Source organism: Streptomyces sp. NRRL S-920, from assembly GCF_000717945.1.
Classification (GTDB): domain Bacteria; phylum Actinomycetota; class Actinomycetes; order Streptomycetales; family Streptomycetaceae; genus Streptomyces; species Streptomyces alboniger.
In genome coordinates, this window is the sequence record NZ_JODF01000005.1 from 85,359 (window position 1) to 106,654 (window position 21,296).

21 protein-coding genes are annotated in these 21,296 nt (G+C 70.1%); 13 read left to right on the forward strand and 8 right to left on the reverse strand.

The annotated features are described in order from the left end of the window. Positions 1 to 123 precede the first annotated feature (123 nt). The 7 genes from uraD (at position 124) to IG54_RS0105865 (ending at position 7,685) form a co-directional block, all read left to right on the forward strand. Complete coding sequence (uraD, locus tag IG54_RS0105835; RefSeq protein ID WP_030778137.1) at positions 124 to 648, forward strand: 2-oxo-4-hydroxy-4-carboxy-5-ureidoimidazoline decarboxylase; 525 nt, start codon at positions 124 to 126, stop codon at positions 646 to 648. Next, positions 645 to 1,061 (forward strand): hydroxyisourate hydrolase, encoded by a 417-nt coding sequence (uraH, locus tag IG54_RS0105840; RefSeq protein WP_030778139.1) that lies wholly within the window; start codon positions 645 to 647, stop codon positions 1,059 to 1,061. The genes uraD and uraH overlap by 4 nt, the downstream gene beginning before the upstream one ends. A 5-nt stretch (positions 1,062 to 1,066) precedes the next feature. Then, positions 1,067 to 1,999, forward strand: a complete 933-nt coding sequence (gene pucL, locus IG54_RS0105845) for a factor-independent urate hydroxylase (protein WP_030778141.1) — start codon at positions 1,067 to 1,069, stop codon at positions 1,997 to 1,999. A gap of 64 nt (positions 2,000 to 2,063) precedes the next feature. Next, positions 2,064 to 3,479, forward strand: a complete 1,416-nt coding sequence (locus tag IG54_RS0105850; protein ID WP_030778145.1) for a nucleobase:cation symporter-2 family protein — start codon at positions 2,064 to 2,066, stop codon at positions 3,477 to 3,479. A 76-nt stretch (positions 3,480 to 3,555) separates the two neighbouring features. After that, positions 3,556 to 4,959 carry an 8-oxoguanine deaminase gene (locus tag IG54_RS0105855; protein WP_030778147.1) on the forward strand — a complete coding sequence of 468 codons (1,404 nt, stop codon included), beginning with the start codon at positions 3,556 to 3,558 and terminating at the stop codon, positions 4,957 to 4,959. Positions 4,960 to 5,202: 243 nt separating this feature from the next. Next, the gene (locus tag IG54_RS0105860) at positions 5,203 to 6,666 is read left to right on the forward strand and encodes a nucleobase:cation symporter-2 family protein (protein ID WP_199809495.1); all 1,464 of its coding nucleotides are present in this window, start codon (positions 5,203 to 5,205) and stop codon (positions 6,664 to 6,666) included. 95 nt (positions 6,667 to 6,761) lie between these two features. Then, a complete protein-coding gene (locus tag IG54_RS0105865) occupies positions 6,762 to 7,685 on the forward strand; it encodes a virginiamycin B lyase (RefSeq protein ID WP_234336006.1) in 924 nt (307 codons plus the stop codon). 95 nt (positions 7,686 to 7,780) lie between these two features. On the opposite strand, the gene IG54_RS0105870 is transcribed toward IG54_RS0105865, so the two are convergent. Then, entirely contained in the window at positions 7,781 to 8,575 is a 795-nt protein-coding gene (locus tag IG54_RS0105870) for a chitosanase (protein ID WP_078593776.1), read from the reverse strand. A 301-nt stretch (positions 8,576 to 8,876) separates the two neighbouring features. Between IG54_RS0105870 and IG54_RS0105875 the strand changes: the two genes are divergently transcribed. Further along, entirely contained in the window at positions 8,877 to 9,524 is a 648-nt protein-coding gene (locus tag IG54_RS0105875) for a DUF4360 domain-containing protein (protein WP_030778153.1), read from the forward strand. Between the two features lie 19 nt (positions 9,525 to 9,543). On the opposite strand, the gene IG54_RS0105880 is transcribed toward IG54_RS0105875, so the two are convergent. Continuing rightward, positions 9,544 to 10,194, reverse strand: a complete 651-nt coding sequence (locus IG54_RS0105880) for a TetR/AcrR family transcriptional regulator (protein WP_030778155.1) — start codon at positions 10,192 to 10,194, stop codon at positions 9,544 to 9,546. Positions 10,195 to 10,366: 172 nt separating this feature from the next. Here IG54_RS0105880 and IG54_RS0105885 point away from each other — a divergent pair, with 172 nt between their 5' ends. Then, a complete protein-coding gene (locus tag IG54_RS0105885) occupies positions 10,367 to 11,485 on the forward strand; it encodes a serine hydrolase domain-containing protein (protein ID WP_030778157.1) in 1,119 nt (372 codons plus the stop codon). Positions 11,486 to 11,570: 85 nt separating this feature from the next. Continuing rightward, positions 11,571 to 11,996, forward strand: a complete 426-nt coding sequence (locus tag IG54_RS0105890) for a cupin domain-containing protein (RefSeq protein WP_030778160.1) — start codon at positions 11,571 to 11,573, stop codon at positions 11,994 to 11,996. Here IG54_RS0105890 and IG54_RS0105895 read toward each other — a convergent pair. Continuing rightward, complete coding sequence (locus tag IG54_RS0105895; RefSeq protein WP_051819312.1) at positions 11,947 to 13,137, reverse strand: MFS transporter; 1,191 nt, start codon at positions 13,135 to 13,137, stop codon at positions 11,947 to 11,949. The two genes, IG54_RS0105890 and IG54_RS0105895, sit on opposite strands and share 50 nt — an antisense overlap. Positions 13,138 to 13,284: 147 nt before the next feature. On the opposite strand from IG54_RS0105895, the gene IG54_RS0105900 reads away from it, so the two are divergent. After that, positions 13,285 to 13,737: a winged helix-turn-helix transcriptional regulator gene (locus IG54_RS0105900; protein WP_030778164.1), complete on the forward strand. Its 453-nt coding sequence runs from the start codon at positions 13,285 to 13,287 to the stop codon at positions 13,735 to 13,737. Between the two features lie 10 nt (positions 13,738 to 13,747). On the opposite strand, the gene IG54_RS0105905 is transcribed toward IG54_RS0105900, so the two are convergent. Next, positions 13,748 to 15,946 (reverse strand): alpha-N-acetylglucosaminidase, encoded by a 2,199-nt coding sequence (locus IG54_RS0105905; protein ID WP_030778167.1) that lies wholly within the window; start codon positions 15,944 to 15,946, stop codon positions 13,748 to 13,750. Between the two features lie 285 nt (positions 15,947 to 16,231). Here IG54_RS0105905 and proP point away from each other — a divergent pair, with 285 nt between their 5' ends. Beyond that, positions 16,232 to 17,713, forward strand: a complete 1,482-nt coding sequence (gene proP / locus IG54_RS0105910) for a glycine betaine/L-proline transporter ProP (RefSeq protein ID WP_030778169.1) — start codon at positions 16,232 to 16,234, stop codon at positions 17,711 to 17,713. On the opposite strand, the gene IG54_RS0105915 is transcribed toward proP, so the two are convergent. Together IG54_RS0105915 and IG54_RS0105920 are read right to left on the reverse strand one after the other, a co-directional pair. Continuing rightward, on the reverse strand, positions 17,695 to 17,940 hold the full coding sequence (locus IG54_RS0105915) for a DUF397 domain-containing protein (protein WP_030778170.1): 246 nt from the start codon (positions 17,938 to 17,940) through the stop codon (positions 17,695 to 17,697). The genes proP and IG54_RS0105915 overlap by 19 nt on opposite strands. Beyond that, on the reverse strand, positions 17,937 to 18,761 hold the full coding sequence (locus IG54_RS0105920; protein ID WP_030778171.1) for a helix-turn-helix domain-containing protein: 825 nt from the start codon (positions 18,759 to 18,761) through the stop codon (positions 17,937 to 17,939). The genes IG54_RS0105915 and IG54_RS0105920 overlap by 4 nt, the downstream gene beginning before the upstream one ends. Before the next feature lie 156 nt (positions 18,762 to 18,917). On the opposite strand from IG54_RS0105920, the gene IG54_RS0105925 reads away from it, so the two are divergent. Next, the gene (locus tag IG54_RS0105925) at positions 18,918 to 19,388 is read left to right on the forward strand and encodes an ATP-binding protein (protein ID WP_051819298.1); all 471 of its coding nucleotides are present in this window, start codon (positions 18,918 to 18,920) and stop codon (positions 19,386 to 19,388) included. Here IG54_RS0105925 and IG54_RS0105930 read toward each other — a convergent pair. Together IG54_RS0105930 and IG54_RS0105935 are read right to left on the reverse strand one after the other, a co-directional pair. Then, the gene (locus IG54_RS0105930) at positions 19,364 to 19,624 is read right to left on the reverse strand and encodes a DUF6480 family protein (RefSeq protein WP_030778174.1); all 261 of its coding nucleotides are present in this window, start codon (positions 19,622 to 19,624) and stop codon (positions 19,364 to 19,366) included. The genes IG54_RS0105925 and IG54_RS0105930 overlap by 25 nt on opposite strands. 125 nt (positions 19,625 to 19,749) lie before the next feature. Next, a complete protein-coding gene (locus IG54_RS0105935; RefSeq protein ID WP_106976950.1) occupies positions 19,750 to 21,207 on the reverse strand; it encodes an MFS transporter in 1,458 nt (485 codons plus the stop codon). Between the last annotated feature and the right edge of the window lie 89 nt (positions 21,208 to 21,296).

Sequence of the window (21,296 nt, forward strand, 5' to 3'; positions counted from 1 at the left end):
GCCGCCTTCCGTTAACCGGACGGCGGCCTTTGTTACTCGAAGTTTTCAACAAAGTGTTGACGTGGTGTTTCGGCTGGCGTTAGCTATCCGCAGCCCGACCCGCACAAGGCCACGGAGGTACCCGTGACTTCGAGTACGACCCTGGGCCTCGCCCGGTTCAACGCCTCCACGGAGCCCGTGGCCGCCGCCGCGCTCCACGAGGCCTGCGCCTCATCGGCCTGGGGAAGCAAGCTGCTCTCCCGGCGCCCCTACGCCACCGTCGAGGACCTCTTCGCCGCGAGCGACGCCGCCATGGCCGAGCTGACCGCGGAGGATCTGGCCGAGGCGATGGCGGGACACCCGCCGATCGGCCGCCCGAAGCCGGGGGACCCGACCTCGTCCCGCGAGCAGCGGGGCATGGCGGGCGCCTCCGAGGAGCTGAAGGCCGAGATGCTCGAACTGAACCTGGCCTACCAGGAGAAGTTCGGCCACGTCTTCCTGATCTGCGCCACCGGACGCACCGGCGAGCAGATGCGGGACGCGGTCAAGGAACGGATCGGCAACTCGCCCGAGCAGGAGCGCGAGATCGTCCGCTCCGAACTGGGCAAGATCAACCGCATCCGCCTGACCCGCCTCGTCGAAGAGTGGAAAGAGGAAGAGAGCGCATGAGTACGGAGACCACCGCCTCGGTGTCCACGCACATCCTGGACACCAGCCTCGGACGCCCCGCGGAGGGCGTCGCCATCTCCCTCTCGGCCCGCGTCGGCCGGGACGCGCGGTGGGAGGCGCTCGGTGGCAGCGCGACCGACGCGGACGGGCGCTGCAAGGACCTGCCGGCGCTGCCGGAAGGCGTGACCCACGTACGTCTCGACTTCGAGACCGAGGCGTACTTCCTGAAGCCGAAGAAGCAGAACAACCAGCAAGCCGAGGCGCAGCAGGACGCCCCCGCGAATCGGGACAGCGGCACGACCGGAGCGTTCTTCCCGGAGGTGGCGATCACGTTCGCCGTCACGCCGGGCGAGCACTACCACGTACCGCTGCTGCTCAACCCGTTCGGCTACTCCGTTTACCGAGGGAGCTAGCAGACATGCCCACCATTCTGGGACAGAACCAGTACGGCAAGGCTGAGAACCGGGTCGTAAAGATCACGCGGGACGGCGACACCCATCACATCAAGGACCTGAACGTCTCCGTCGCCCTCTCCGGTGACCTGGACGACGTCCACTACAACGGCTCGAACGCCAACTGCCTGCCGACGGACACGACGAAGAACACCTGCTTCGCGTTCGCCAAGGAGTACGGCATCGACTCCGCCGAGCAGTACGGCATCCACCTCGCCCGGCACTTCGTGGACAGCCAGCCCTCGATCCACCGCGCACGGATCCGCATCGAGGAGTACGCCTGGGAGCGCATCGGCGGCTCCGACAGCAACTCCAAGTTCATCGGCGCCGACGAGGTCAAGCACTCCTTCGTCCGCAAGGGCCAGGAGACGCGGCTCGCCCAGATCACGTACGACGGCCAGAAGTTCGAGGTCCTGTCGGGCCTGAAGGACCTCACCGTGATGAACTCCACGAACTCCGAGTTCTGGGGTTACATCAAGGACAAGTACACGACGCTGCAAGAGGATTACGACCGTATCCTCGCCACCTCCCTGTCCACGTGGTGGCGGCACAACTGGACCAGCGACGAGCAGCGCATGCCGAGCTGGGAGCGCAGCTACGAGCAGGCGAAGAAGCACATCCTGCACGCCTTCGTGGAGACCTACTCGCTCTCCCTCCAGCAGACGCTGTACCAGATGGGCTCGCGGGTCATCAACAACCGCAGCGAGATCGACGAGATCCGCTTCTCCGCGCCCAACAAGCACCACTTCCGTCAGGACCTGACGCCCTTCGGCCTCGACAACGAAGCCAAGGACGGGGCCGTCTACTACGCCGCCGACCGCCCGTACGGCCTCATCGAGGCCACCATCCTGCGGGACGGCGTCGAGCCGAAGATCCCGGTCGACATGACCAACCTCTGACGCGGGACGCGCGCCCCCTCCTCCCCGCAGTGGGAGGGGGCGCGCCACACCGGAGGGAACAGCAATGGCACAGCCTGCAAAGGGGCCGGCAGACGGTCCATGTTCCACCCCACCCGTAGGTGACGGGGAGTCAACGCCCCACTGTCACCCGGTGGATGAGAAGCTCCACCCCTCGCGGCTCGTCCCCGCCGCGCTCCAGCACATCGCCGCCATGTACGCGGGTGTCGTCACCCCTCCGCTCATCATCGGCCAGGCCTGCGGCCTGGACACCGTGGCCCAGACCCGGCTCATCGCCGCCGGGCTGCTCATCGCCGGTCTCGCCACCCTCCTGCAAACGCTCGGCGTCAAGGGCTTCGCCGGCAACCGCCTGCCGTTCGTGAACGCCGCCTCCTCCGCCGGTATCGCGCCGATCCTCGCCATCGCCGAGACCAACGCCAAGGGCGAGCAACTCCCGGCCATCTACGGCGCGGTGATGGTCGCGGGCGTCTTCTGCCTGGCGGTCGGCCCCTTCTTCGGCAAGCTCCTGCGCTTCTTCCCGCCGCTGGTCACCGGCGTCGTCATCACGCTCATCGGCGTCACGCTGATGCCCGTCCCCGTCAAGTGGGCCCAAGGTGGCGACGAGACCCACCCGGACTTCGGCGACATGAAGTACCTCGCGCTCGCCGCGTTCACCCTCGTCGTCATCCTCATGTTCCAGCGCTTCGGGCGCGGCTTCCTCAAGCAAGTCGCCCTGCTGGCGGGCATGTTCATCGGCACCCTGGCCGCGATCCCGTTCGGCCTCGCCGACTTCACCTCCGTACAGTCGGCGCCGCTGGCCGCGCTGCCCACGCCGTTCGCGGCGGGCGCCCCCGTCTTCCAGCCCGCCGCGATCCTCTCGCTCTGCATCGTCATGCTGGTCCTGATGACCGAGTCGGCGGCCGGCATGCTCGCCCTCGGCGAGATCTGCGAACGCAGGACCGACGGGAGGACCATCACCCGCGGCCTGCGCACCGACGGCATCGCCACCCTGGTCGGCCCCGTCTTCGGCGGCTTCCCGACCTCCGCCTTCGCGCAGAACGTCGGGGTCGTCTCGCTGACCCGGGTCCGCAGCCGCTACGTCGTCGCCGCCGCGGGCGCCGCGCTCATCGTCCTCGGCGCCTTCCCCGTGCTCGGCGCGGTCGTCAACGTGGTCCCCATGCCGGTCCTCGGCGGCGCCGGCATCGTCCTCTTCGGCTCCATCGCGGTCAGCGGCATCCGCACGCTTTCCGAGGCGGGCCTGGACGACAGCTCCAACATCGTCCTCGTGGCCGTGTCGCTCGGGGCGGGCATCATCCCGCTCGCCGCACCCACCTTCTACGCGGACTTCCCGGCCTGGGCGCAGACCGTGCTCGGCTCCGGCATCAGCGCCGGCGCGCTCGTCGCGGTCTCGCTCAACCTGTTCTTCCACCATCTCGGCACCCGTGGCAGCGCCAACGCGGCCGCGGCACTCAAATCTTCCTAGGGTCATGCCGTGCCCTCCCCCAAGCTCATAAGGAGCAGGGGGGACCCCCACGCCACTCACAGAGTAAGGAAGCACCATGGCAGCACCGGCAACCCCCGACAGCAGCGCCGTAGACCGCATCGTCATCGAGAACGTCGCCATCGCGACCGTCGACGCCGAGGACACCGAGTACGCCTCGGGCCACATCGTCGTCAAGGGCAACAAGATCGAGTCCATTGGCGCGGGCAAGGCCCCCGAGGGCCTGGAGAACGTCGTACGCCGTGTCGACGGCACCGGCCACCTCGCCACGCCCGGCCTGGTCAACACCCACCACCACTTCTACCAGTGGATCACCCGCGGTCTGGCCACCGACCACAACCTCTTCAACTGGCTGGTGGCGCTCTACCCGACGTGGGCGCGCATCGACGAGCAGATGACGTACGCGGCCGCCCAGGGCTCCCTCGGCATGATGGCCCGCGGCGGTGTCACCACCGCGATGGACCACCACTACGTCTTCCCCAAGGGCTCCGGCGACCTCTCCGGGTCGATCATCCGCGCCGCCTCCGAGATGGGCGTGCGCTTCACCCTGGCCCGTGGCTCGATGGACCGCAGCGAGAAGGACGGCGGTCTGCCGCCGGACTTCGCCGTGGAGACCCTGGAGGGTGCGCTCGCCGCCACCGAGGAGACCGTCAAGAAGCACCACGACGCCTCCTTCGACGCGATGACGCAGGTGGCCGTGGCCCCCTGCTCACCGTTCTCGGTGTCGACCGAACTCATGAAGCAGGGCGCCGAGTTGGCCCGCCGCCTGGGGGTACGTCTGCATACCCACGGCAGCGAGACGGTCGAGGAGGAGAAGTTCTGCCACGAGCTGTTCGGCATGGGCCCCACCGACTACTTCGAGTCGACCGGCTGGCTCGGTGACGACGTGTGGATGGCGCACTGCGTCCACATGAACGACTCCGACATCGCCGCGTTCGCCCGCACCGGCACGGGCGTCGCCCACTGCCCGTCGTCCAACGCGCGCCTCGCGGCCGGTATCGCCCGCGTCCCCGACATGCTGAAGGCGGGCGTCCCGGTCGGCCTCGGCGTCGACGGCACCGCCTCCAACGAGTCCGGCGAACTCCACACCGAGCTGCGCAACGCCCTGCTGATCAACCGCCTCGGCGCCCATCGCGAGGCCGCCCTGAACGCCCGTCAGGCCCTGCGCCTCGGCACGTACGGCGGCGCGCAGGTCCTCGGCCGGGCCACGCAGATCGGCTCCCTTGAGGCCGGCAAGCTCGCCGACCTCGTCCTGTGGAAGATCGACGGCATCGGGCACTCCTCGATCGCCGACCCGGTGACCGCCATCGTCTTCGGCGCGGCGGCCCCGGTCACGCTCTCCCTCGTCAACGGCAGGCCGGTCGTCGAGAACGGCCGTCTGCTGCACGCCGACGAGGACGCCATCGCCCGCTCCACGCGGGAGGAGGCGCAGCGCCTCGCGCGGATCGCCGCCGAGAGCTGAACCCAAGAACTCCGGTCAGGGGGGACGGCCCCTGACCGGACTTGAGCAGCCGAGCGGGCTGCTCAAGTGCCGCCCCGGAACGTGGCCCAAAGCTTCACGTTCCCGGGGCGGTCAGTACTACCTGGGCGCATTTCCACCACCGCACCACCGAGCAAGTCCTTGCACCAAGTACCACCCCCCACCTCCCAGAAGCGAAAAGTGCCGGCGCCCAGCCGGGGCTGGAAAACAACCGGAGGAGCCACCGTGGCCACTCAGCCCAGGTTCACCAAGCAAGGCACCACCCCGGACCCCGACTCCGACGAGGGGGCCATACGACCGGAAGGCATCCACCCGGTCGACGAGAAGCTCCCGCCCCTGAAGATGGCGACCACCGGCCTCCAGCACGTGGCCGCCATGTACGCGGGCGTCGTCGCCCCGCCGCTCATCGTCGGCGCGGCCGTCGGCCTCTCCGCGAAGGAACTCACCTTCCTGACCGGCGCCTGTCTGTTCACCGCGGGCCTCGCCACCTTCCTCCAGACCCTCGGCATCTGGAAGATCGGCGCCCGGCTGCCCTTCGTCAACGGCGTCACGTTCGCCGGTGTCGCGCCCATGCTCGCCGTCGTCGACTCGACGAACGACAAGGACGACGCGCTCCCGCTCATCTTCGGCGCGGTGATCGTCGCGGGTGTGCTGGGCTTCATCGCGGCGCCGTTCTTCTCCAAGATGGTGCGGTTCTTCCCGCCCGTCGTCACCGGTACGGTCATCACCCTCATCGGCATCTCCCTCATGCCGGTCGCCTTCGGCTGGGCGCAGGGCCCGGTGCCGGGCGCCGACGACTACGGCTCGACCAAGAACCTCGCCCTGGCGGGCATCACGCTCGTCATCGTGCTGCTGTTGCGCCGCTTCACCACCGGCTTCGTCAAGCAGATCGCGGTCCTGCTCGGTCTGGTCGTCGGCACGCTCGTCGCGATCCCCTTCGGCGTCACGGACTTCAGCCCGGTCGGTGAGGCGGACATCGTCGGCTTCCCGACGCCCTTCCACTTCGGTGCCCCGCAGTTCGCCGCCGCCGCGATCGTCTCGCTCTGCGTCGTCATGGTCGTCTCGATGACCGAGTCGACGGCCGACATGCTCGCCCTCGGCGAGATCGTGGACCGCCCCGCCGACGAGAAGACCATCGCGGCGGGTCTGCGCGCGGACTGCCTCGGCTCGGCGGTCAGCCCGCTCTTCAACGGCTTCATGTGCAGCGCCTTCGCCCAGAACATCGGCCTGGTCGCGATGACGAGGATCCGCAGCAGGTACGTGGTCGCGGTGGGCGGCGGCTTCCTGGTCCTGATGGGCCTGTGTCCGATGGCGGCCTCGCTGATCGCGGTCGTGCCGCGCCCGGTGCTCGGCGGCGCGGGCGTCGTCCTGTTCGGCTCGGTCGCGGCGAGCGGCATCCAGACGCTGGTCAAGGCGGACCTGGAGAAGGACAACAACGTCCTGATCGTGGCCGTCTCGCTGGCCGTCGGCCTGATCCCGATCGCGGCGCCGGAGTTCTACCACGCGTTCCCGGAGACCGCGAAGATCATCCTCGACTCGGGCATCTCGACGGGCTGTGTGGCGGCGGTGCTCCTGAACCTCGTCTTCAACCACATCGGCGGGGGCCGCGACGACGACGAGGTGACGGCACCGATGGAGCCGGGCGGAGAGATCGCGCACACGCGGATCCCGGGCCAGCCGGTGAAGTGACCAATACTGACTCGACCTGACTCGGCGGGGCTGCGAAGCTGGCGAGGATCTCCGGGCCCCGCGCGCCGATCGGGCCCCCGCCGAAAGGAACCGCCGTGTCAGACGTGTCGGGCGAGTCGGACAGCCGTCTCCCGCACCTCCACGAGATCCGGGTGGCCGACGAGGGCGTCGGTCCGTACGGAATCGCCGCCGGGGCCGACGGCGCCCTGTGGCTCACCCTCAACGGCAGCGGTGAGGTCGCCCGCCTCACCGTGGAGGGGGAGTTCACGCGGTACGGTCTCGGGGCACCGGAGTGCGGCCCGACCGTCATCACCCCGGGGCCCGATGGCGCGCTGTGGTTCGCCCGGACCAAGGACCACCACATCGGGCGCGTCACGGTCGACGGCAAGACGGAGGCGTTCCGGGTGCCGACGCCCGGGAGCGGGCCCTACGGCATCACGTCGGGGCCGGACGGCGCGCTGTGGTTCACGGAGATGAACAGTGATCGCGTGGGCCGCGTCGACACCGGTGGGGAGATGACCGAGTTCGTCCTGCCGACCGAGGGCGCCTTCCCCTCGGCGATCGCGCCGGGGCCCGATGGCGCGCTGTGGTTCACCCTCAACCAGGCGAACGCGATCGGCCGCGTCGGCACCGACGGTCACGTCGACCTCCATCCGCTGCCGACGGAGGGCGCGGGGCCGGTGGGGATCGCCTCCGACGGGGAATCCCTGTGGTTCGTCGAGATCATGGCCGGGCAGATCGGCAGGATCTCGGTGGACGGCCGAATCGAGGAGTTCCCGCTCCCGGACCGGACGGCGAAGCCGCACGCCGTCGTCGCGACGGCGGCCGGGGACTGCTGGTTCACCGAGTGGGGAGCGAACCGCGTCGGCCGCATCACGTCAACGCCCTTGCAGGTGGCGGTGATCCAGGAATACGAGCTTCCGACGCCGGCGTCCGAACCACACGGCATCACCGTGGGCCCGGACGGGGCGCTATGGGTAGCCCTGGAGAAGGGCGCGGTCGTCCGTGTCGCCTACTAGGGCCTGTCCGGCGGATCATGCCGCGGGCCGCGGGGTCTGGCACGCCGATCTGCGGCGTTGTCGTCGGTTGACAACGCTCCGCGTTGCCGCCCTCCCTAGCCGATGTGGTAGGAGTCGCCGTACACCTTCCAGTCCAGCGGCGGGTCCAGGTCGAGGTTCCGCTTCCTGAGGAACACCCGTTGCGCGGTGTCGACCCGGCTGGTGTCCTCGTGGGCCTCCTCCTGCTTCATCGCCCAGACGCGCGCGTCGAGGAAGGCGTTGAGGTACTTCACCTCGTCGCCGCCCTGGGCCGGCGGCTTCGCCGAACGCAGTGCGCGGCCGCGGATGTTGCGGAAGCTGGTGGAGTCGGTGCCGTCGCCGTGCATCACGATGGCGTCGTAGTAGCAGAACTGGCCGAGTACGCCGATGCCGTCCGCCTTGCCCTGCTTGACGGCCGGGTTGAAGTAGACGCGGTCGCGCTCGTCGTTCTGCGCCTTCTGGAACGCCGGGTCCCCGGCGGCTCGCTCCCAGTCGCGTACGAAGGTGGGGTCGAGCCCTTCATGCGAGTCGGTGCCGTCGACCTCGCGCAGGGCGGGCAGGTACTTGGCGAGGACGTTGCCCGGCTTGCGCCGGGTGTACAGCTCGACGAGGTCCAGCATGTCGCCGGTGCCGGAACAGAAGCCGATGATGCCCGCGGTGTAGCCGCGGCCGTCGCCGATGTCCTCGATGTAGCGGTAGTACTCCTTCCAGTTGAGGCTGGAGTTCTCGGCGCTACAGACGAGTTTCATGGCGATCTCCTTCTTCGCCGGATCGTCGAGCCCTAGGGCGCCGACCGCTGCCGGGGGCGCCGCCGTCGTCGCCGTCGCCGTCTGCGAGGCGATGAGCGGGCCCGCGAGGGCGGCGGCGCCCATGAAGGTGAGGAGGGTGCGGCGGGTGGGGTGGGGGGTTTGCACGAGGGCCTCCTGGAGGGGGAGTTCGTCGTTCCGCGTTCTGTTAGGAAGGTTTCCTACCAGAGATTGGCGGCGGCGTATACCCGTCAAGAGGCGTTACCCGGCGCCGAGTTGGCGTCGGCTAAATGGCCGGACATCGCTCTGGCAGCCGTTCCCCCTGGTCCGTACGCTCCCCTCGCTCACGCATTCCGCTTCACGCACCGCGGCTCCACGCACCACGGCACTTCTCCCACCCCCCTCCTTCGCAATGGAACGGAGAACCATGGCTGGTGCACTGCTGCTGAGCGGCGCCGTCGCGGCGCTGATCGGCTCGACGCTTCCCGCGCACAGTCCGGCCGGGACCCTCGAACCGCCGCCGGACAAGATCGTGATCGAGGTCGCCACGGTGAACGGCTCGGGCTGCCCGCGCGGCACCGCGGCCGTCGCCGTCTCCGAGGACAACACGGCCTTCACGGTCACCTACAGCGACTACCTCGCCCAGGCGGGCGGGGGCGCGAACCCCACCGCGTTCCGCAAGAACTGCCAGCTCAACCTCATCGTGTACGTGCCGCAGGGCTTCACCTACGCGATCGCCAGCGCGGACTACCGCGGCTACGCCTCGCTCCAGCCGGGCGCCAAGGGCATCGAGAAGGCCTCGTACTACTTCCAGGGGTCACCGAACACGGCCGCGAAGACCCATGAGTTCAAGGGTGCCTACAGCGACAACTGGCAGGCCACCGACACGACCGACTGGGCGCAACTGGTCTGGGCGCCGTGCGGGGAGCGGCGCAACTTCAACATCAACACGGAGTTGCGCGTGGACGCGGGCACCTCGGACCCCGCGAGGACCAGCCTGATGACGATGGACTCGACGGACGGCGACATCAGCACGGAGTACCACATGGCGTGGAAGGAGTGCCCGCGCCGCTGAATCCCGCGCCGCTCAATCCCTAACGATCCGCCTCGATGTGGGTGAGGTGCGCCGCGAGGATCTCTTCGAACGCGGCGCGGCGGTCCACCCCCAGGGGGCGGACGTCGCGGGCGAAGTGGGCCAGGGCGGGGAAGCGTTCGGGGTCGGCGCCGAGTACCGCGACGCGGAACAGCTCCATGCCCTGTTCCTGCTCCTCGGGGGTGATGGCGCCGACCCCTGCCTCGGAGGAGATCAGCGCGGCGATGAGGATCGCGATCCGGTGGTAGCGCGCCGGGATCTCCTCGTCGGGCACTCCCGCCGCGCGCAGGGCCTGGAGTACCTCTTCCATGACCAGCCGGGAACCGGTGCCGCTCGACGCGTAGCGCCCCCAGACCGCGGCGAGCTGCGGCTGCTGCCGGAAGGCCTCTCTCACGCGAAGGGCCAGGGCCGTGATGCGCTGCTTCCAGTCGCCCTCGGGGTGGTAGCCGTCCACCGCGGCCAGCAGGATCCGGTCGGCGACAGCGCGCAGCAGTTCGGTCTTGCTGCGGAAGTGCCGGTAGAGGCTGGAGGAATCGGTCCCGAGGGCCGCGGCCAGCTTGCGCACGCTGAACGAATCCGTGTCGCTCGTGCGCAGCAGCTCCGCCGCCGCGTCCAGGATCTCTTCGGTTGACCAACGCCTTCGGCCTGCCATCGTGCCCCTCTCGTCGGACCTCAGCCTAACTTATGCACTTGGCGTTGCACGCACCGCGTGCATAATGAGGACATCGGCATGCCGGGCGGACCGGCACGCCGCTCGTTCCCTGCTGCCCTGGCCGGGCGCCCGACGCGGTGCCCGGCCCGGGGAAGACGAAAGGACGCAAGACGTGACGAACCCCCTGGATTCCGCGCTGTTGAACGCGGCCATCGAAGAGGTCCACCGCGCCGGGATGCCCGGCCTGTTCGCCGAGGTGCGCGACGGTGAGCAGGTCTGGCGCGGTGCCGCCGGGGTCGCCGATGTCGTCACCGGCCGCCCCGTCACCGCCGATATGCGGCACCGGGTCGGCAGCATCACCAAGACCTTCACCGCCGCCGCGGTCCTCCAGCAGGTCGAGAGCGGTCGGATCGATCTCGACGCGCCGATCGGCGGGTACCTTCCGAAGCTGGTTCCCGGGGAGCGCGGTGACGCGATCACGGTCCGGATGCTGCTCAACCACACCAGCGGCTTCGCCGAGTACCTCCCGTACGCCTACCCCTCCCTCAAGGCGTTCCCCGCCATCGCGGACACCGGGCCCCAGAGCCTGGACGACCACCGGTACACGCGGTTCGACCCCGCCGCACTGATCGAGATGGGGGTCACCGCGCCCGCCTTCGGCCCCCCGGGCTGCGCTCCGGGGCTGTACTCCAACACCAACTACCTGCTCCTCGTCGAACTCCTCGAAGAGGTGACCGGTACGACGGCCGAGCGGTACATCACTCGCAACGTCATCGAGCGCGCCGGGCTCCAGGACACCGAACTCCCCGCCGGATCCCACGTGAACGGGCCGCACTCGCAGCTCTACGAGGCGTGGTTCGGCATGATCGACCCGCCGCGCGACTACAGCGTGTACGACATGTCATGGGTGGGCCCCTCGGCCTCGCTGATATCGACCGTCGCGGACCTCAACCGCTTCTTCGGCAAGCTGCTGGCCGGGGAGATCGTCAGCCCGTCGTCGCTGGCGCAGATGCAACGCACGGTCCCGGTCATCTCCCAGGAGGGGAAGACGATCGACTACGGACTCGGCATGCACCCGATGGAGGGTCCCGGTCAGGGCACCTTCTGGGGCCATGGCGGCACGGTCTGGGGTGGTGGAGCGCTGGCCATGATCCGTGCCGACGGCAAGCGGCAGATGGCGGTCGCGGTGAACATGCAGCGGTGGAACAGGCTCGACTCCGCCGGCAGACCGCAGCCCCACCCCATCGACGCCGCGCTCGCGACGCTGTACCGCGTGGCGATGTACGGCTGACCGCGTAGGCGGCCGGGCCCGCCGGCCCGGCCCCGAGCCGCGCACCTGACCACATGAACGATGACCGCAGAACGGATGTATCGCCATGACTGTTGCCCCGATCGACCTCTTCGCCTCCTTCATCCACCTCGACCGGGACGGCCAGGCGCGCGCCGTGCAACCCGTGTTCGACACCGAACGGGACGGCTGGCAGCTGATGACGTTCCATGCGGAGACCGCTGCCGACGTCCACGCCGATCACTGGGAGGTCCACTCCGCCGCCGACGAGATCGTGACCTGCCTCAGCGGCGGGATACGTCTCTACTTCCGCCCGCAGCAGCCGGGTGAGAAGGAGGAGGAGGTCAAGCTGCCGGCGGGAACGGCGGTCGTCGTCCCGCGCGGGCGATGGCACCGCATCGCACTGGACGCCCCCAGCGACATCATGTCCGTCACCGTGCCGCGGGGCAGCCGCCTGGAGGAGGTCAGCCCGAGCCGACCCGCGTCCGAGACGGGACAGGGCGCCGCCGGGTAACCGCCCACACCCCGAGCGCAGCGCAGCTGAACCCCGCGCCGAGGGCGCAGACCGCGCCCCAGCCCGCCGCCGCGTACAGCGAGGTCGCCGCGAGTGCCCCGGCTGCGCTGCCGATCGAGTAGAAGACCATGTATCCGCCGATGAGCCTGCTGCCCGCGTCCGGGCGCAGCGCGTAGATCAGCGACTGGTTGGTGACGTGCACCGCCTGCACGGCGAGGTCGAGCAGGACCACCCCGAGGAAGAGGGACCAGAGCGAGCTGCGGGCGAAGGCCAGCGGTAGCCAGGAGGCGGCGAGGAGCGCGAGGGCGATCCCGGTGGTGCGCCGGGAGAGCCCGCGGTCGTTGAGGCGTCCCGCCGCCCCCGCGGCCAGCGCGCCGACGACACCGACGAGGCCCAGCGCGCCGATCGCGCTGTGGGACATGGAGTACGGCGCCTCGCTGAGCGGCAGCGCGACGCTGCTCCACAGCGTGCTGAACGCGGCGAAGATCAGCAGCCCGAACAGGGCCCGCAGCCGCAGCAGCGGTTCCCGTGCGAACAGGGTGACCGTGGAGCGCAGGAGCTGTCCGTAGCGCAGGCGCGCGGGCGCGGTGCCGCCGTGGCGCGGCAGCACCCGGGACAGGGTCAGCGCGAGCAGGGCGGTGAGCGAGGCGGAGGCGAGGTGGACGGAGCGCCAGCCCGCGAGGTCGGCGAGGAGGCCGGACGCGGTGCGGGCGAGGAGGATGCCGATGACCACGCCGCTGGTGACCAGGCCGACGACCCGCCCGCGCTCGGCGGCCGGTGCGAGCGACGCCGCGAAGGCCACCAGCGTCTGCGTGACGACGGCGAGGAGCCCGGTCGCGGCCATGCCCGCGAGGAGGGCCGCCGCCGTGGGAGCCAAGGCCACTGCGGCCAACGCCCCTACCAGAAGCAGGAGTTGGGCCACGACGAGCCGCCGTCGGTCGGCTATATCGCCCAGCGGTACGAGGAAGAAGAGGCCGAGCCCATAGCCGACGTGGGTGAGGGTGACCACGCTGCCGACGAGCGCCGGGCTCATGGCGAGGTCGCGGCCGATGGTCACCAGGAGCGGCTGGGAGAAGTAGACGTTGGCGACCGCTGTCCCGCAGGCGAACGCGAACAGGGTGACCAACCCACGGGACGGCACGAGCACGAGCCCCTCCGGAGATCTGGTTTCAAGTTGCTACCAATGTCGGTGGAGGGGACCGTAACCCGCTTTGGTAGCATGTTGCAACCAGATCCGGTCGGATACCGGATCCAGTCGGGTATCGGCGCAAGGGAGGCGAGGAACGCCATGGTGACCAGAACCCGCTTCGACGACAGCGCATGTCCCGTCGCCCGGTCCGTGGACGCGATCGGCGACTGGTGGTCCCTGCTGATCGTGCGGGACGCCTTCGACGGGAGCCGGCGCTTCGGGGAGTTCCAGCGCAGCCTCGGCGTGGCGAAGAACATCCTCACCGCGCGGCTGCGCGCGCTGGTGGCGGGCGGTGTCCTCGCGTCCGTCCCCGCCTCGGACGGCAGCGCCTACCGCGAGTACGTACTGACGCCCAAGGGGGAGGCGCTGTTCCCCGTCATCGTGGCCCTGCGGCAGTGGGGCGAGGAGAACTTCTTCGCCCCCGGTGAACCGCATTCGGAGCTGCTCGACCGCCGCGGGGGCCGGCCCCTGCGCGCGTTGGAAGTGCTCTCGGCGGACGGTCGGCGGCTGACTCCCGGCGATACCACCGTCCGCAAGGTCCCCGCCCCGTGACGGGCAGGCCTCACCGGGCCGTGGTCAGCCGGGCGTGCACCTGTGCCGCGATCTCGTATGTGTCACCGGTCGGCCGCGTGGCCAGGCGGCCGGGGTCGCGGATCCAGCCGTCCTCCAAGGCGAACCAGTCGGTCTTTTGGGGTGCGCGGTCCTCCGTGAGCGCGGACCGCAGTTCCTCGAAGTAGCGCTCCCAGCGCAGCCGGTAGAGACCGCCGACGAGCCCCGCCCACTCGCGGTTGGCGTAGTCGCGCAGCCCGGCGTCCGCCCCGGAGCGATGGCCCCAGACGGTGAGCAATGACAGCTGGTCGTAGGCGAGTTGGTCCCGCTCCCGCGCGTCGGCGCCCCACGCGCGGGCGTCCGCGACCCAGCGGCCCAGGAGGTGGCGGGAGTCCGTGGCGACGAGCCGGTCGAGCAGGTCCATCAGATCGAGCCAGTCGCTGGTGAGCCGGTCGAAGCGGGCCGTGTCCTTGGCGTCGTACGCCTCCTTGACGCGCGGCAGCAGGACGCGGCTGTGGTTGGACAGCGCCTGCCGGGCGACGTCGAGGAGGTCGCGGCGGTACGCGGAGGAGTCCCGCAAGTCCCGCCGTACTGCCAGGAGTTCGCCGAGCGCGGGGACGAACTCCGCCGGGTCGTACCGCATCTTCTTCGGTGACCAGGACGCCGCCGACCTCGCCGCGAGATCGGGCCGCGCCCCGAAGAGGCCGTCCGCGCCCTCGGCCCACTTGTCGGCGCGGGTCGTGCCGTAGGCGGTGCGGCGCAGGACGTCCCACGCGGCGGCGGCGTGCGGATCGGCGGCGCCGTACCGTGCGGTGGCCCACTCGGCGAACCACTCCTCAAGGTCCAGGCTCCCCGTCCGCCAGGCGAGTTCCGAGAAGAGTTCGAAGGCCGCCGGGTTGTTGTCGGCCGCTTCCGGCATGAGGGCGATGCCGCTGAGCGTGCTGCCCTCCTTGGTGCGCCACTTCTCGAACAGCTCGGCCCAGTCCGGTGTGTTGGCGCCGAGGGCGGTGTGGCCGCCGAAGTTCCAGATGGAGCCGAAGGCGTAGGGGGTGGAGCCCCAGTCCGCCTCGCGGTCCGTGATGTGCGGGAAGCGGTCGGAGATGCCGTCGACGACGAGCATGTGCTTCTTGTCCACGGCGTCGGTGATGGTCCTCGGCGGGTTGTGCTGCCAGCCGAGCATCACCCAGGTGGCGCCCGGGTGCGCGGTCCGCAGTGCCTTCTCGACGCCCCTGGCCGCCTCGGCCACGGGCACGTCACCGGGTTTGCCGCCCTCGTGGAGCAGGTCCATCTTGTACATCGTGGTCGGGCCGAGGAGATCGTCCTGCGTCCGGTAGAAGGCGGCGGCCACGCGCGCGAAGTGGCCGGTGCGCGGATCCAGCCAGTCGGGGCGGGCGAAGCCCACCCAGTTGCCCTGCGGGACCGTCCTCGCCCCCGGGTTCCTCTCCTTGAAGCCGGGCGGCACGGTCCCGAAGTAGCCCGGCAGGACCGGTGTCATGCCCAGCTCGCGCAGCCGGTCGCAGATGCGGCGGCCGAGGCGGGCGCGGGCGTCGAGGAGCTGCCGGGACACCGGGTGCGGGAACGACGACATGTTCTGGAGGAGCCACCACGGCTGGTGGGCGGGGGCCGGGATCCAGGATCTCAACTCCTCGTCGCCGTAGCCGAATTCCTGGAGGGTGCGGTGGTACACGGCGTCGGCGCCGACGTACACGAGCACTTCGTTGTAGCCGTGCAGGGCGAGGACGTCCAGCTCGCGCTCCCAGTAGCTCCAGCCGTGGTACGCGTTCGTGTAGCCGTCGTTGGTGTCGTTCAGGACGAACCGGTGCGGGGTGTTCGCCCGGCCGGTGAGGGTTTCGGCGGGGGCGGGAAGCCGGCGGGGCAGGTCCGTCCGGCTGCCCGCCCAGGTGATGTTGGCGCGGGCGGTGTGCTTCAAGTAGTGCCGTAGGCCGGTGAGTTGGACGGCGGGGGTGGTCCCGGTGACGGTGATGCGGCCGCGCGCTCCGCCTCCGGTGACCTGGAAGAAGTCACCGGCGCCCGGCTTCGGCGGGACGGTACGGAACGTGATCTGTTTCCAGTGGCGGGGCAGCAGCCGCCGGGCCGCGTCGGCGGCGGCGGTGCGCCGGGCGCCCGGGACGCCGTCCGCGGGGGTGCCGGAACAGGCGACGGCGGCGGTACCGGCGAGGCCGGTGAGGAACAAGCGGCGGGGGAGGGGCATCGGGGGCTCCGTCGGTCGGGAGGGGGCGGGCGCGCGGCGGCACATACCGCTGTATCTCTTCCCCCGCGCGCCCCCCGCCTCTAACGGGCGCCGCCTGAATGCGCCTCGCACGGGTCACGGGCCGCCGTAGGCCGGAAGTCCTTGCCCGCGAGGACTTCAGGCCCCCGCCGCGAGGACCAACGGTCCGGCTCTTTCCGAGCCGCCGGTTGGCAGTGTTGATCGACGTCCACAGGGCAGACGAGTGATCAACGATGACCGACGCCGACGCGAGAGAGTGACTGCACAGTGAGCGCGCCCGAACCAGCAGAAACACCGGCACCGCCCGCTCCGGAGGCCGTCGCCCGCCACCGCGCCCTGTTCCGCGCCATCCACCGCCGCAAACACCCGCGCCTGCGCCGCTCGGACATCACGGTCACCGAGGAGGCCCAGGTCAAACGTGCGGTGAAGGCGACCGCGCTGGGCAACGCCATGGAGTGGTACGACTTCGGCGTCTACGCCTACCTCGCCGTCATCATCGGCAAGGAGTTCTTCCCCTCCGGGAACGAGACCGCGCAGACCCTCTCCTCGCTCGCCACCTTCGCCGCGGCCTTCCTCGTACGCCCCGTCGGCGGCATGTTCTTCGGCCCGCTCGGCGACCGCGTCGGCCGCAAGAAGATCCTCGCGCTCACCATGATCATGATGTCGAGCGCCACGCTCGCGATCGGCCTGATCCCCAGCTACGCCACCCTCGGCGTCTGGGCCCCGGTCCTCCTCGTCCTGTGCCGCATGGTGCAGGGCTTCTCCACGGGCGGGGAGTACGGCGGCGCCGCGACCTTCATCGCCGAGTACGCCCCCGACAAGCGCCGCGGCTTCTGGGGCTCGTTCCTGGAGTTCGGCACCCTGATCGGCTACACCGTCGCCGCGGTCCTCGTCACCACCCTGACCATGCTGCTCAGCGACGACGCCATGCAGTCGTGGGGCTGGCGCGTCCCGTTCCTCGTCGCGGCGCCGCTCGGCCTCATCGGCCTGTACCTGCGGCTGAAGCTCGACGAGTCGCCCGCGTTCCAGAAGATGGAGGAGGGTGAGGGCCCGGCCGCCGAGCGGCAGAAGAAGTCCTTCAAGGACTCCTTCGTCGGCCAGTGGCGGGCGATGCTGCTGTGCATCGCGCTGGTCGCCGCGTTCAACGTCACCGACTACATGTTGCTGTCGTACATGCCGACGTACCTCACCCAGCTCGGCTTCGGCGAGACCGGCGGCCTGATGTCGATCGTCATCGTCATGCTGATCCTGATGGCGCTCATCAACTCGGTGGGCCGCCTCTCGGACCGTATCGGCCGCAAGCCGGTCCTGATGGCGGGCTCGGTCGGCTTCTTCGTCCTGGCCCTCCCCGCGTTCCTGCTCATCAAGCAGGGCGGCACGGTACCGGTCTTCGCCGGGCTGCTGATCCTCGGCCTCGCGCTGGTCTGCTACCTCGGCGTGATGTCGTCCTCGCTGCCCGCCCTCTTCCCGACGGACGTGCGCTACGGCTCGCTCTCCATCGGCTTCAACATCTCCGTCTCGCTCTTCGGCGGTACGACCCCCCTGGTCGTCGCCGCGCTGATCGGCGCGACCGGCAACGACCTGATGCCCGCGTTCTACACGATGCTGGCGGGCCTCGTCGGCATCATCGCGGTCGCCGCGATGAAGGAGACGGCGCGCAAGCCCCTGGAGGGCTCCCCGCCGTCGGTCGCGACGGACGAGGAGGCCAGGGAACTGGTGGCGACCCAGCGTCAGCCGCGGGACGCGTAGCCCACGAACTCCGCCCAGGCGCGGGGCTCCAGGGCGAGCTGGGGTCCCGTGGGGTTCTTGGAGTCGCGTACGTGGATGGCTCCCGGGCAGGGGGCGATCTCTACGCAGTCGTCACCGGAACCGCCGCTATAGCTCGACTTGCGCCAGGTGAGGGCTACTTCGACGCAGTCGCCGGAACCGCCACTGCTGTAGCTGCTCTTGAACCAGGCCAGGTCAGGGGTGCTCATCTTGCTCCTCGCATCCGCTCCAGCAGGCTCACAGATTCTTCGAACGAGAGAGCCTGTGATCGCATCTTGGCATACCGCATCTGGAGCATGCTGACTACTTTCGGATCGGAGATGAGCTGGCCGCTCTCCTGTCCCTCGGCGTAGGCGAACCACTTGTTCTCCGGTGTCTCAAGCAGCCGCATGGGGCCGTCCATCCCCGCATGACTTTCCCGCTCCACCGGCATGATCTGCACCTCGATGTTCCTGTGCTTGGCCAGCGCCAGCACATGGTCGATGAGTTCCATGGTGACGTCATGCCCGCCCATGCGGCGCAGGAACAGATGTTCCTCCAAGATGAAGCTGTACGAGGTGTTCGGCCGTTCCGTGAGGAGCCGCTGTCGCTCCAAGCGGGCTGCCAGCTGCGCTTCGATCTGCTCGTCATTCAGCGGCGGAAGCTGATTGACGAACAGCGTGCGCGAATACGCCGGGGTCTGCAACAGCCCCGGAATCAACCGGCATTCGTACGTATAGAGGGCGATCGCCTCCTGCTCCAGGCGGGCCCACTGGCGGAACCAGGTCGCGAGCCCCGGCTTGCGTGAGAGCTGATTCGCTGCGAGCCGCAGCGTCCCGAACGCGTCCAGCGCCGCTTCGCAGCGGTCGACGAAGCCCGGTGGCGGAAACCTCCTGCCCTGCTCGATCGAGGCGAGGAAGTGCGAGGAGCACCCCACCTCATTGGCCAGCTCTTCCTGTGTCAGCCCCGCCCGCTTGCGGAAGCTCTTCAGGACCGCGCCGAAGGTCTTCAGACCGTCCGACGCCTCGGGCTCTTTGCTGCTTGACGACATCACGGGAAACCCCCGACGCTCGTGTACCGATCCCCGCCAACGCCTCAATGGTCACGGACCGTTACCCGCGCTGTCCACCCTTTGTACTCGTACGCTGACTCAGCGTACGAGTTTGGTGGCTGGTGTACGGGCCGCGGCGAGGCCACGGTGGGCGTCATGCCAACGCAAGCCCGACCCGCCACCGCGACGCGGGAATTCACGCAACGTCTCAGCGCGACGCCCCGGGGCGCCCGCCTCGCGAGGCGCCTGGCCAGGTACCACCTGAACGGCTGGGGCATCGAGTACGACAGCGAACTGTCCGACACCGCCGAGGCGATCATCGCCGAGCTGGGGGCGAACGCCGCGACGCACGGACGCGTGCCCGGCCGCGACTTCGAGCTGCGCCTGACACTGAGCGCCGACACGCTCCGTATCGAGGTGACGGACACGCGGACCGAACGTATGCCCCCACAGACGCCCGAACCCCCGGAGCCCGACGAGGAGTCGGGCCGGGGGCTCGTGATCGTGGCGGCGCTGGCCGCGGAGTGGGGTGTGGCGGCGCGGCAGGTCGGCAAGACCGTCTGGGCGGAGATCCGCGCGGGGCAACCGGTGTGGTGTCGGCGTCAGAGCAGCAGGACGAGGGCGTAGACGAGGAAGAACGCCGCGATCAGCACGGAGAGGCCGAGGATCAGGGCCAGGGGGCCCTTCGACCACCCCTTCGGCGGATCGTGGGCGGGTCCGGCCCCCGACATGCCGCCCTCGGCGGGCGGGGTCTCGCCCGGTGGCACGCCGCCGCCGGGCTGGATTCCTGAGGTGCCGTGGGGCTCCGGTTCCGGGTCCGGGGCCGGATCCGGGTGCTGGTCCGGGTGTGGGGGAGGAGTCATGTGAGCCAAGTTCTCACGCCCCGCGCCGTGAGCCGGGGCGCCGCCGTGCGGCACACACGGAGTCCGGGGATACACCCCCCGGACGGGCCAGCGGGCCCCTGCTCGCCCGGTGGGGAGAGAGGGTATTACTGCCCGTCCCGGGAGGGGCGCAGGATCGCGGCGGCCAGGGCGAGGCCCGCGGCGGCGATGCCGGCGGCGACCCAGAAGGCCAGCCGGTAGCCGTCGGCGGTGGCGGCGAGGGCGTCCGCGCCCCGGCCGGTGAGCGATTCCGTGCGGCTCGCGGCGAGCGTGGTGAGAATGGCGAGACCGAGCGAACCACCCACCACCTGGGTGGTGTTGAAGAGACCGGAGGCCAGGCCCGCGTCCTCCTCCTCGGCGGCGCCCATCGCGAGCCCCGTCACGGCGGGCATGGCGGCGGCGAAGCCCGCGCCGAGCAGCAGCATGGCGGGCAGGACGTCGAGGACGTACGAACCGTCGGCGGGCAGGCGGCCGAGGAGCGCGAGGCCGGACGTGATCAGGGCGAGGCCCGCGAGGAGCGTGCGGTGGGCGCCGAAGCGGCCGATGACCTTCGCGGACAGGCCCAGCATCAGGACGCCGATGGCGATGGGCGCGGGGAGGAAGGCGACGCCGGTCCGCAACTCGCCGAAGCCGAGGACGCGTTGGAGGTAGAGGGCGCCGATGTACTGGAAGCCGTACATCCCGGCGATCATCAGCATCTGCACGGCGTTGGCGCCCGTCAGGACGCGGGAGCGGAAGAGGCGCAGCCGCAGCAGGGGCTTTTTTGCGCGGGCCTGACGGAGGGCGAAGGCGGCGTAGAGGAGAAGGGCGCCGACGGAGAGGACGACGGTGACGGCGGTGCTGTGCTCGGCGGCGGTGACGATCGTGTAGACGGTGAGCATGAGGGCGCCGGTGATGAGGGCGGCGCCGGGGTAGTCGGCGCCCTGGCCGAGCCCGGACCCGCGGTCGTTGTCGAGGACGCGTACGGCGGCGACCAGGGCGACGGCACCGATGGGCAGGTTGATCAGGAAGATCCAGTGCCAGTTCAGGGCCTCGGTCAGGGCTCCGCCGAGGAACGTGCCGAGCGCGCCGCCCGCCGCGCCGACCGCGCTGAACACCGCGATGGCCCTGGCCCGTTCGCGGGGCTCGGGGAAGAGGGCGACGAGCATGCCGAGTACGACGGCCGAGGTCATCGCGCCACCGACGCCTTGCAGGGCGCGGGCGGCGACGAGCACGCCCTGATCGGTGGCGACACCGCACAGGACGGAGGCGAGGGTGAAGAGCCCCAGCCCCGTCACGAACATGCGCTTGCGCCCCACGAGGTCCCCGAGCCGCCCGACGAGCAGCAGCAGCCCGCCGAAGGCGATCAGATACGCGTTGACGACCCAGGCGAGCCCGGCCGCGGAGAAGCCGAGGTCGGCCTGGATGGCGGGCATGGCGACGGTCACGATGTTCCCGTCGATGATGGTCATCAGGAGGCCCGAGGAGAGGACCGCGAGCGAGGCCCAGGGCGACGCGGTCCCGCGGGGTGCCGGCGACCGCCGCGACGGCGCTGGGGTGTTGACCTCGGACACGGCGTGGGACATGGTGACAACCTCCGTAATGAGCGCCTCTGACCTGCAAAGGTGCACGACTTGTAACGGAGTTCATCGTGGAGGCCCGCGGCGCCGGGCAG

Excerpts from the sequence above, each read along its gene's own strand:
- uraH (WP_030778139.1), top strand. The coding sequence starts at position 645 with ATGAGTACGGAGACCACCGCCTCGGTGTCCACGCACATCCTGGACACC.
- pucL (WP_030778141.1), top strand. The coding sequence starts at position 1,067 with ATGCCCACCATTCTGGGACAGAACCAGTACGGCAAGGCTGAGAACCGG.
- IG54_RS0105850 (WP_030778145.1), top strand. The coding sequence starts at position 2,064 with ATGGCACAGCCTGCAAAGGGGCCGGCAGACGGTCCATGTTCCACCCCA.
- IG54_RS0105855 (WP_030778147.1), top strand. The coding sequence starts at position 3,556 with ATGGCAGCACCGGCAACCCCCGACAGCAGCGCCGTAGACCGCATCGTC.
- IG54_RS0105870 (WP_078593776.1), bottom strand. The coding sequence starts at position 8,575 with ATGGGCGCCGCCGCCCTCGCGGGCCCGCTCATCGCCTCGCAGACGGCG.
- IG54_RS0105875 (WP_030778153.1), top strand. The coding sequence starts at position 8,877 with ATGGCTGGTGCACTGCTGCTGAGCGGCGCCGTCGCGGCGCTGATCGGC.
- IG54_RS0105880 (WP_030778155.1), bottom strand. The coding sequence starts at position 10,194 with ATGGCAGGCCGAAGGCGTTGGTCAACCGAAGAGATCCTGGACGCGGCG.
- IG54_RS0105890 (WP_030778160.1), top strand. The coding sequence starts at position 11,571 with ATGACTGTTGCCCCGATCGACCTCTTCGCCTCCTTCATCCACCTCGAC.
- IG54_RS0105900 (WP_030778164.1), top strand. The coding sequence starts at position 13,285 with ATGGTGACCAGAACCCGCTTCGACGACAGCGCATGTCCCGTCGCCCGG.
- IG54_RS0105905 (WP_030778167.1), bottom strand. The coding sequence starts at position 15,946 with ATGCCCCTCCCCCGCCGCTTGTTCCTCACCGGCCTCGCCGGTACCGCC.
- IG54_RS0105915 (WP_030778170.1), bottom strand. The coding sequence starts at position 17,940 with ATGAGCACCCCTGACCTGGCCTGGTTCAAGAGCAGCTACAGCAGTGGC.
- IG54_RS0105920 (WP_030778171.1), bottom strand. The coding sequence starts at position 18,761 with ATGTCGTCAAGCAGCAAAGAGCCCGAGGCGTCGGACGGTCTGAAGACC.
- IG54_RS0105925 (WP_051819298.1), top strand. The coding sequence starts at position 18,918 with ATGCCAACGCAAGCCCGACCCGCCACCGCGACGCGGGAATTCACGCAA.
- IG54_RS0105930 (WP_030778174.1), bottom strand. The coding sequence starts at position 19,624 with ATGACTCCTCCCCCACACCCGGACCAGCACCCGGATCCGGCCCCGGAC.
- IG54_RS0105935 (WP_106976950.1), bottom strand. The coding sequence starts at position 21,207 with ATGTCCCACGCCGTGTCCGAGGTCAACACCCCAGCGCCGTCGCGGCGG.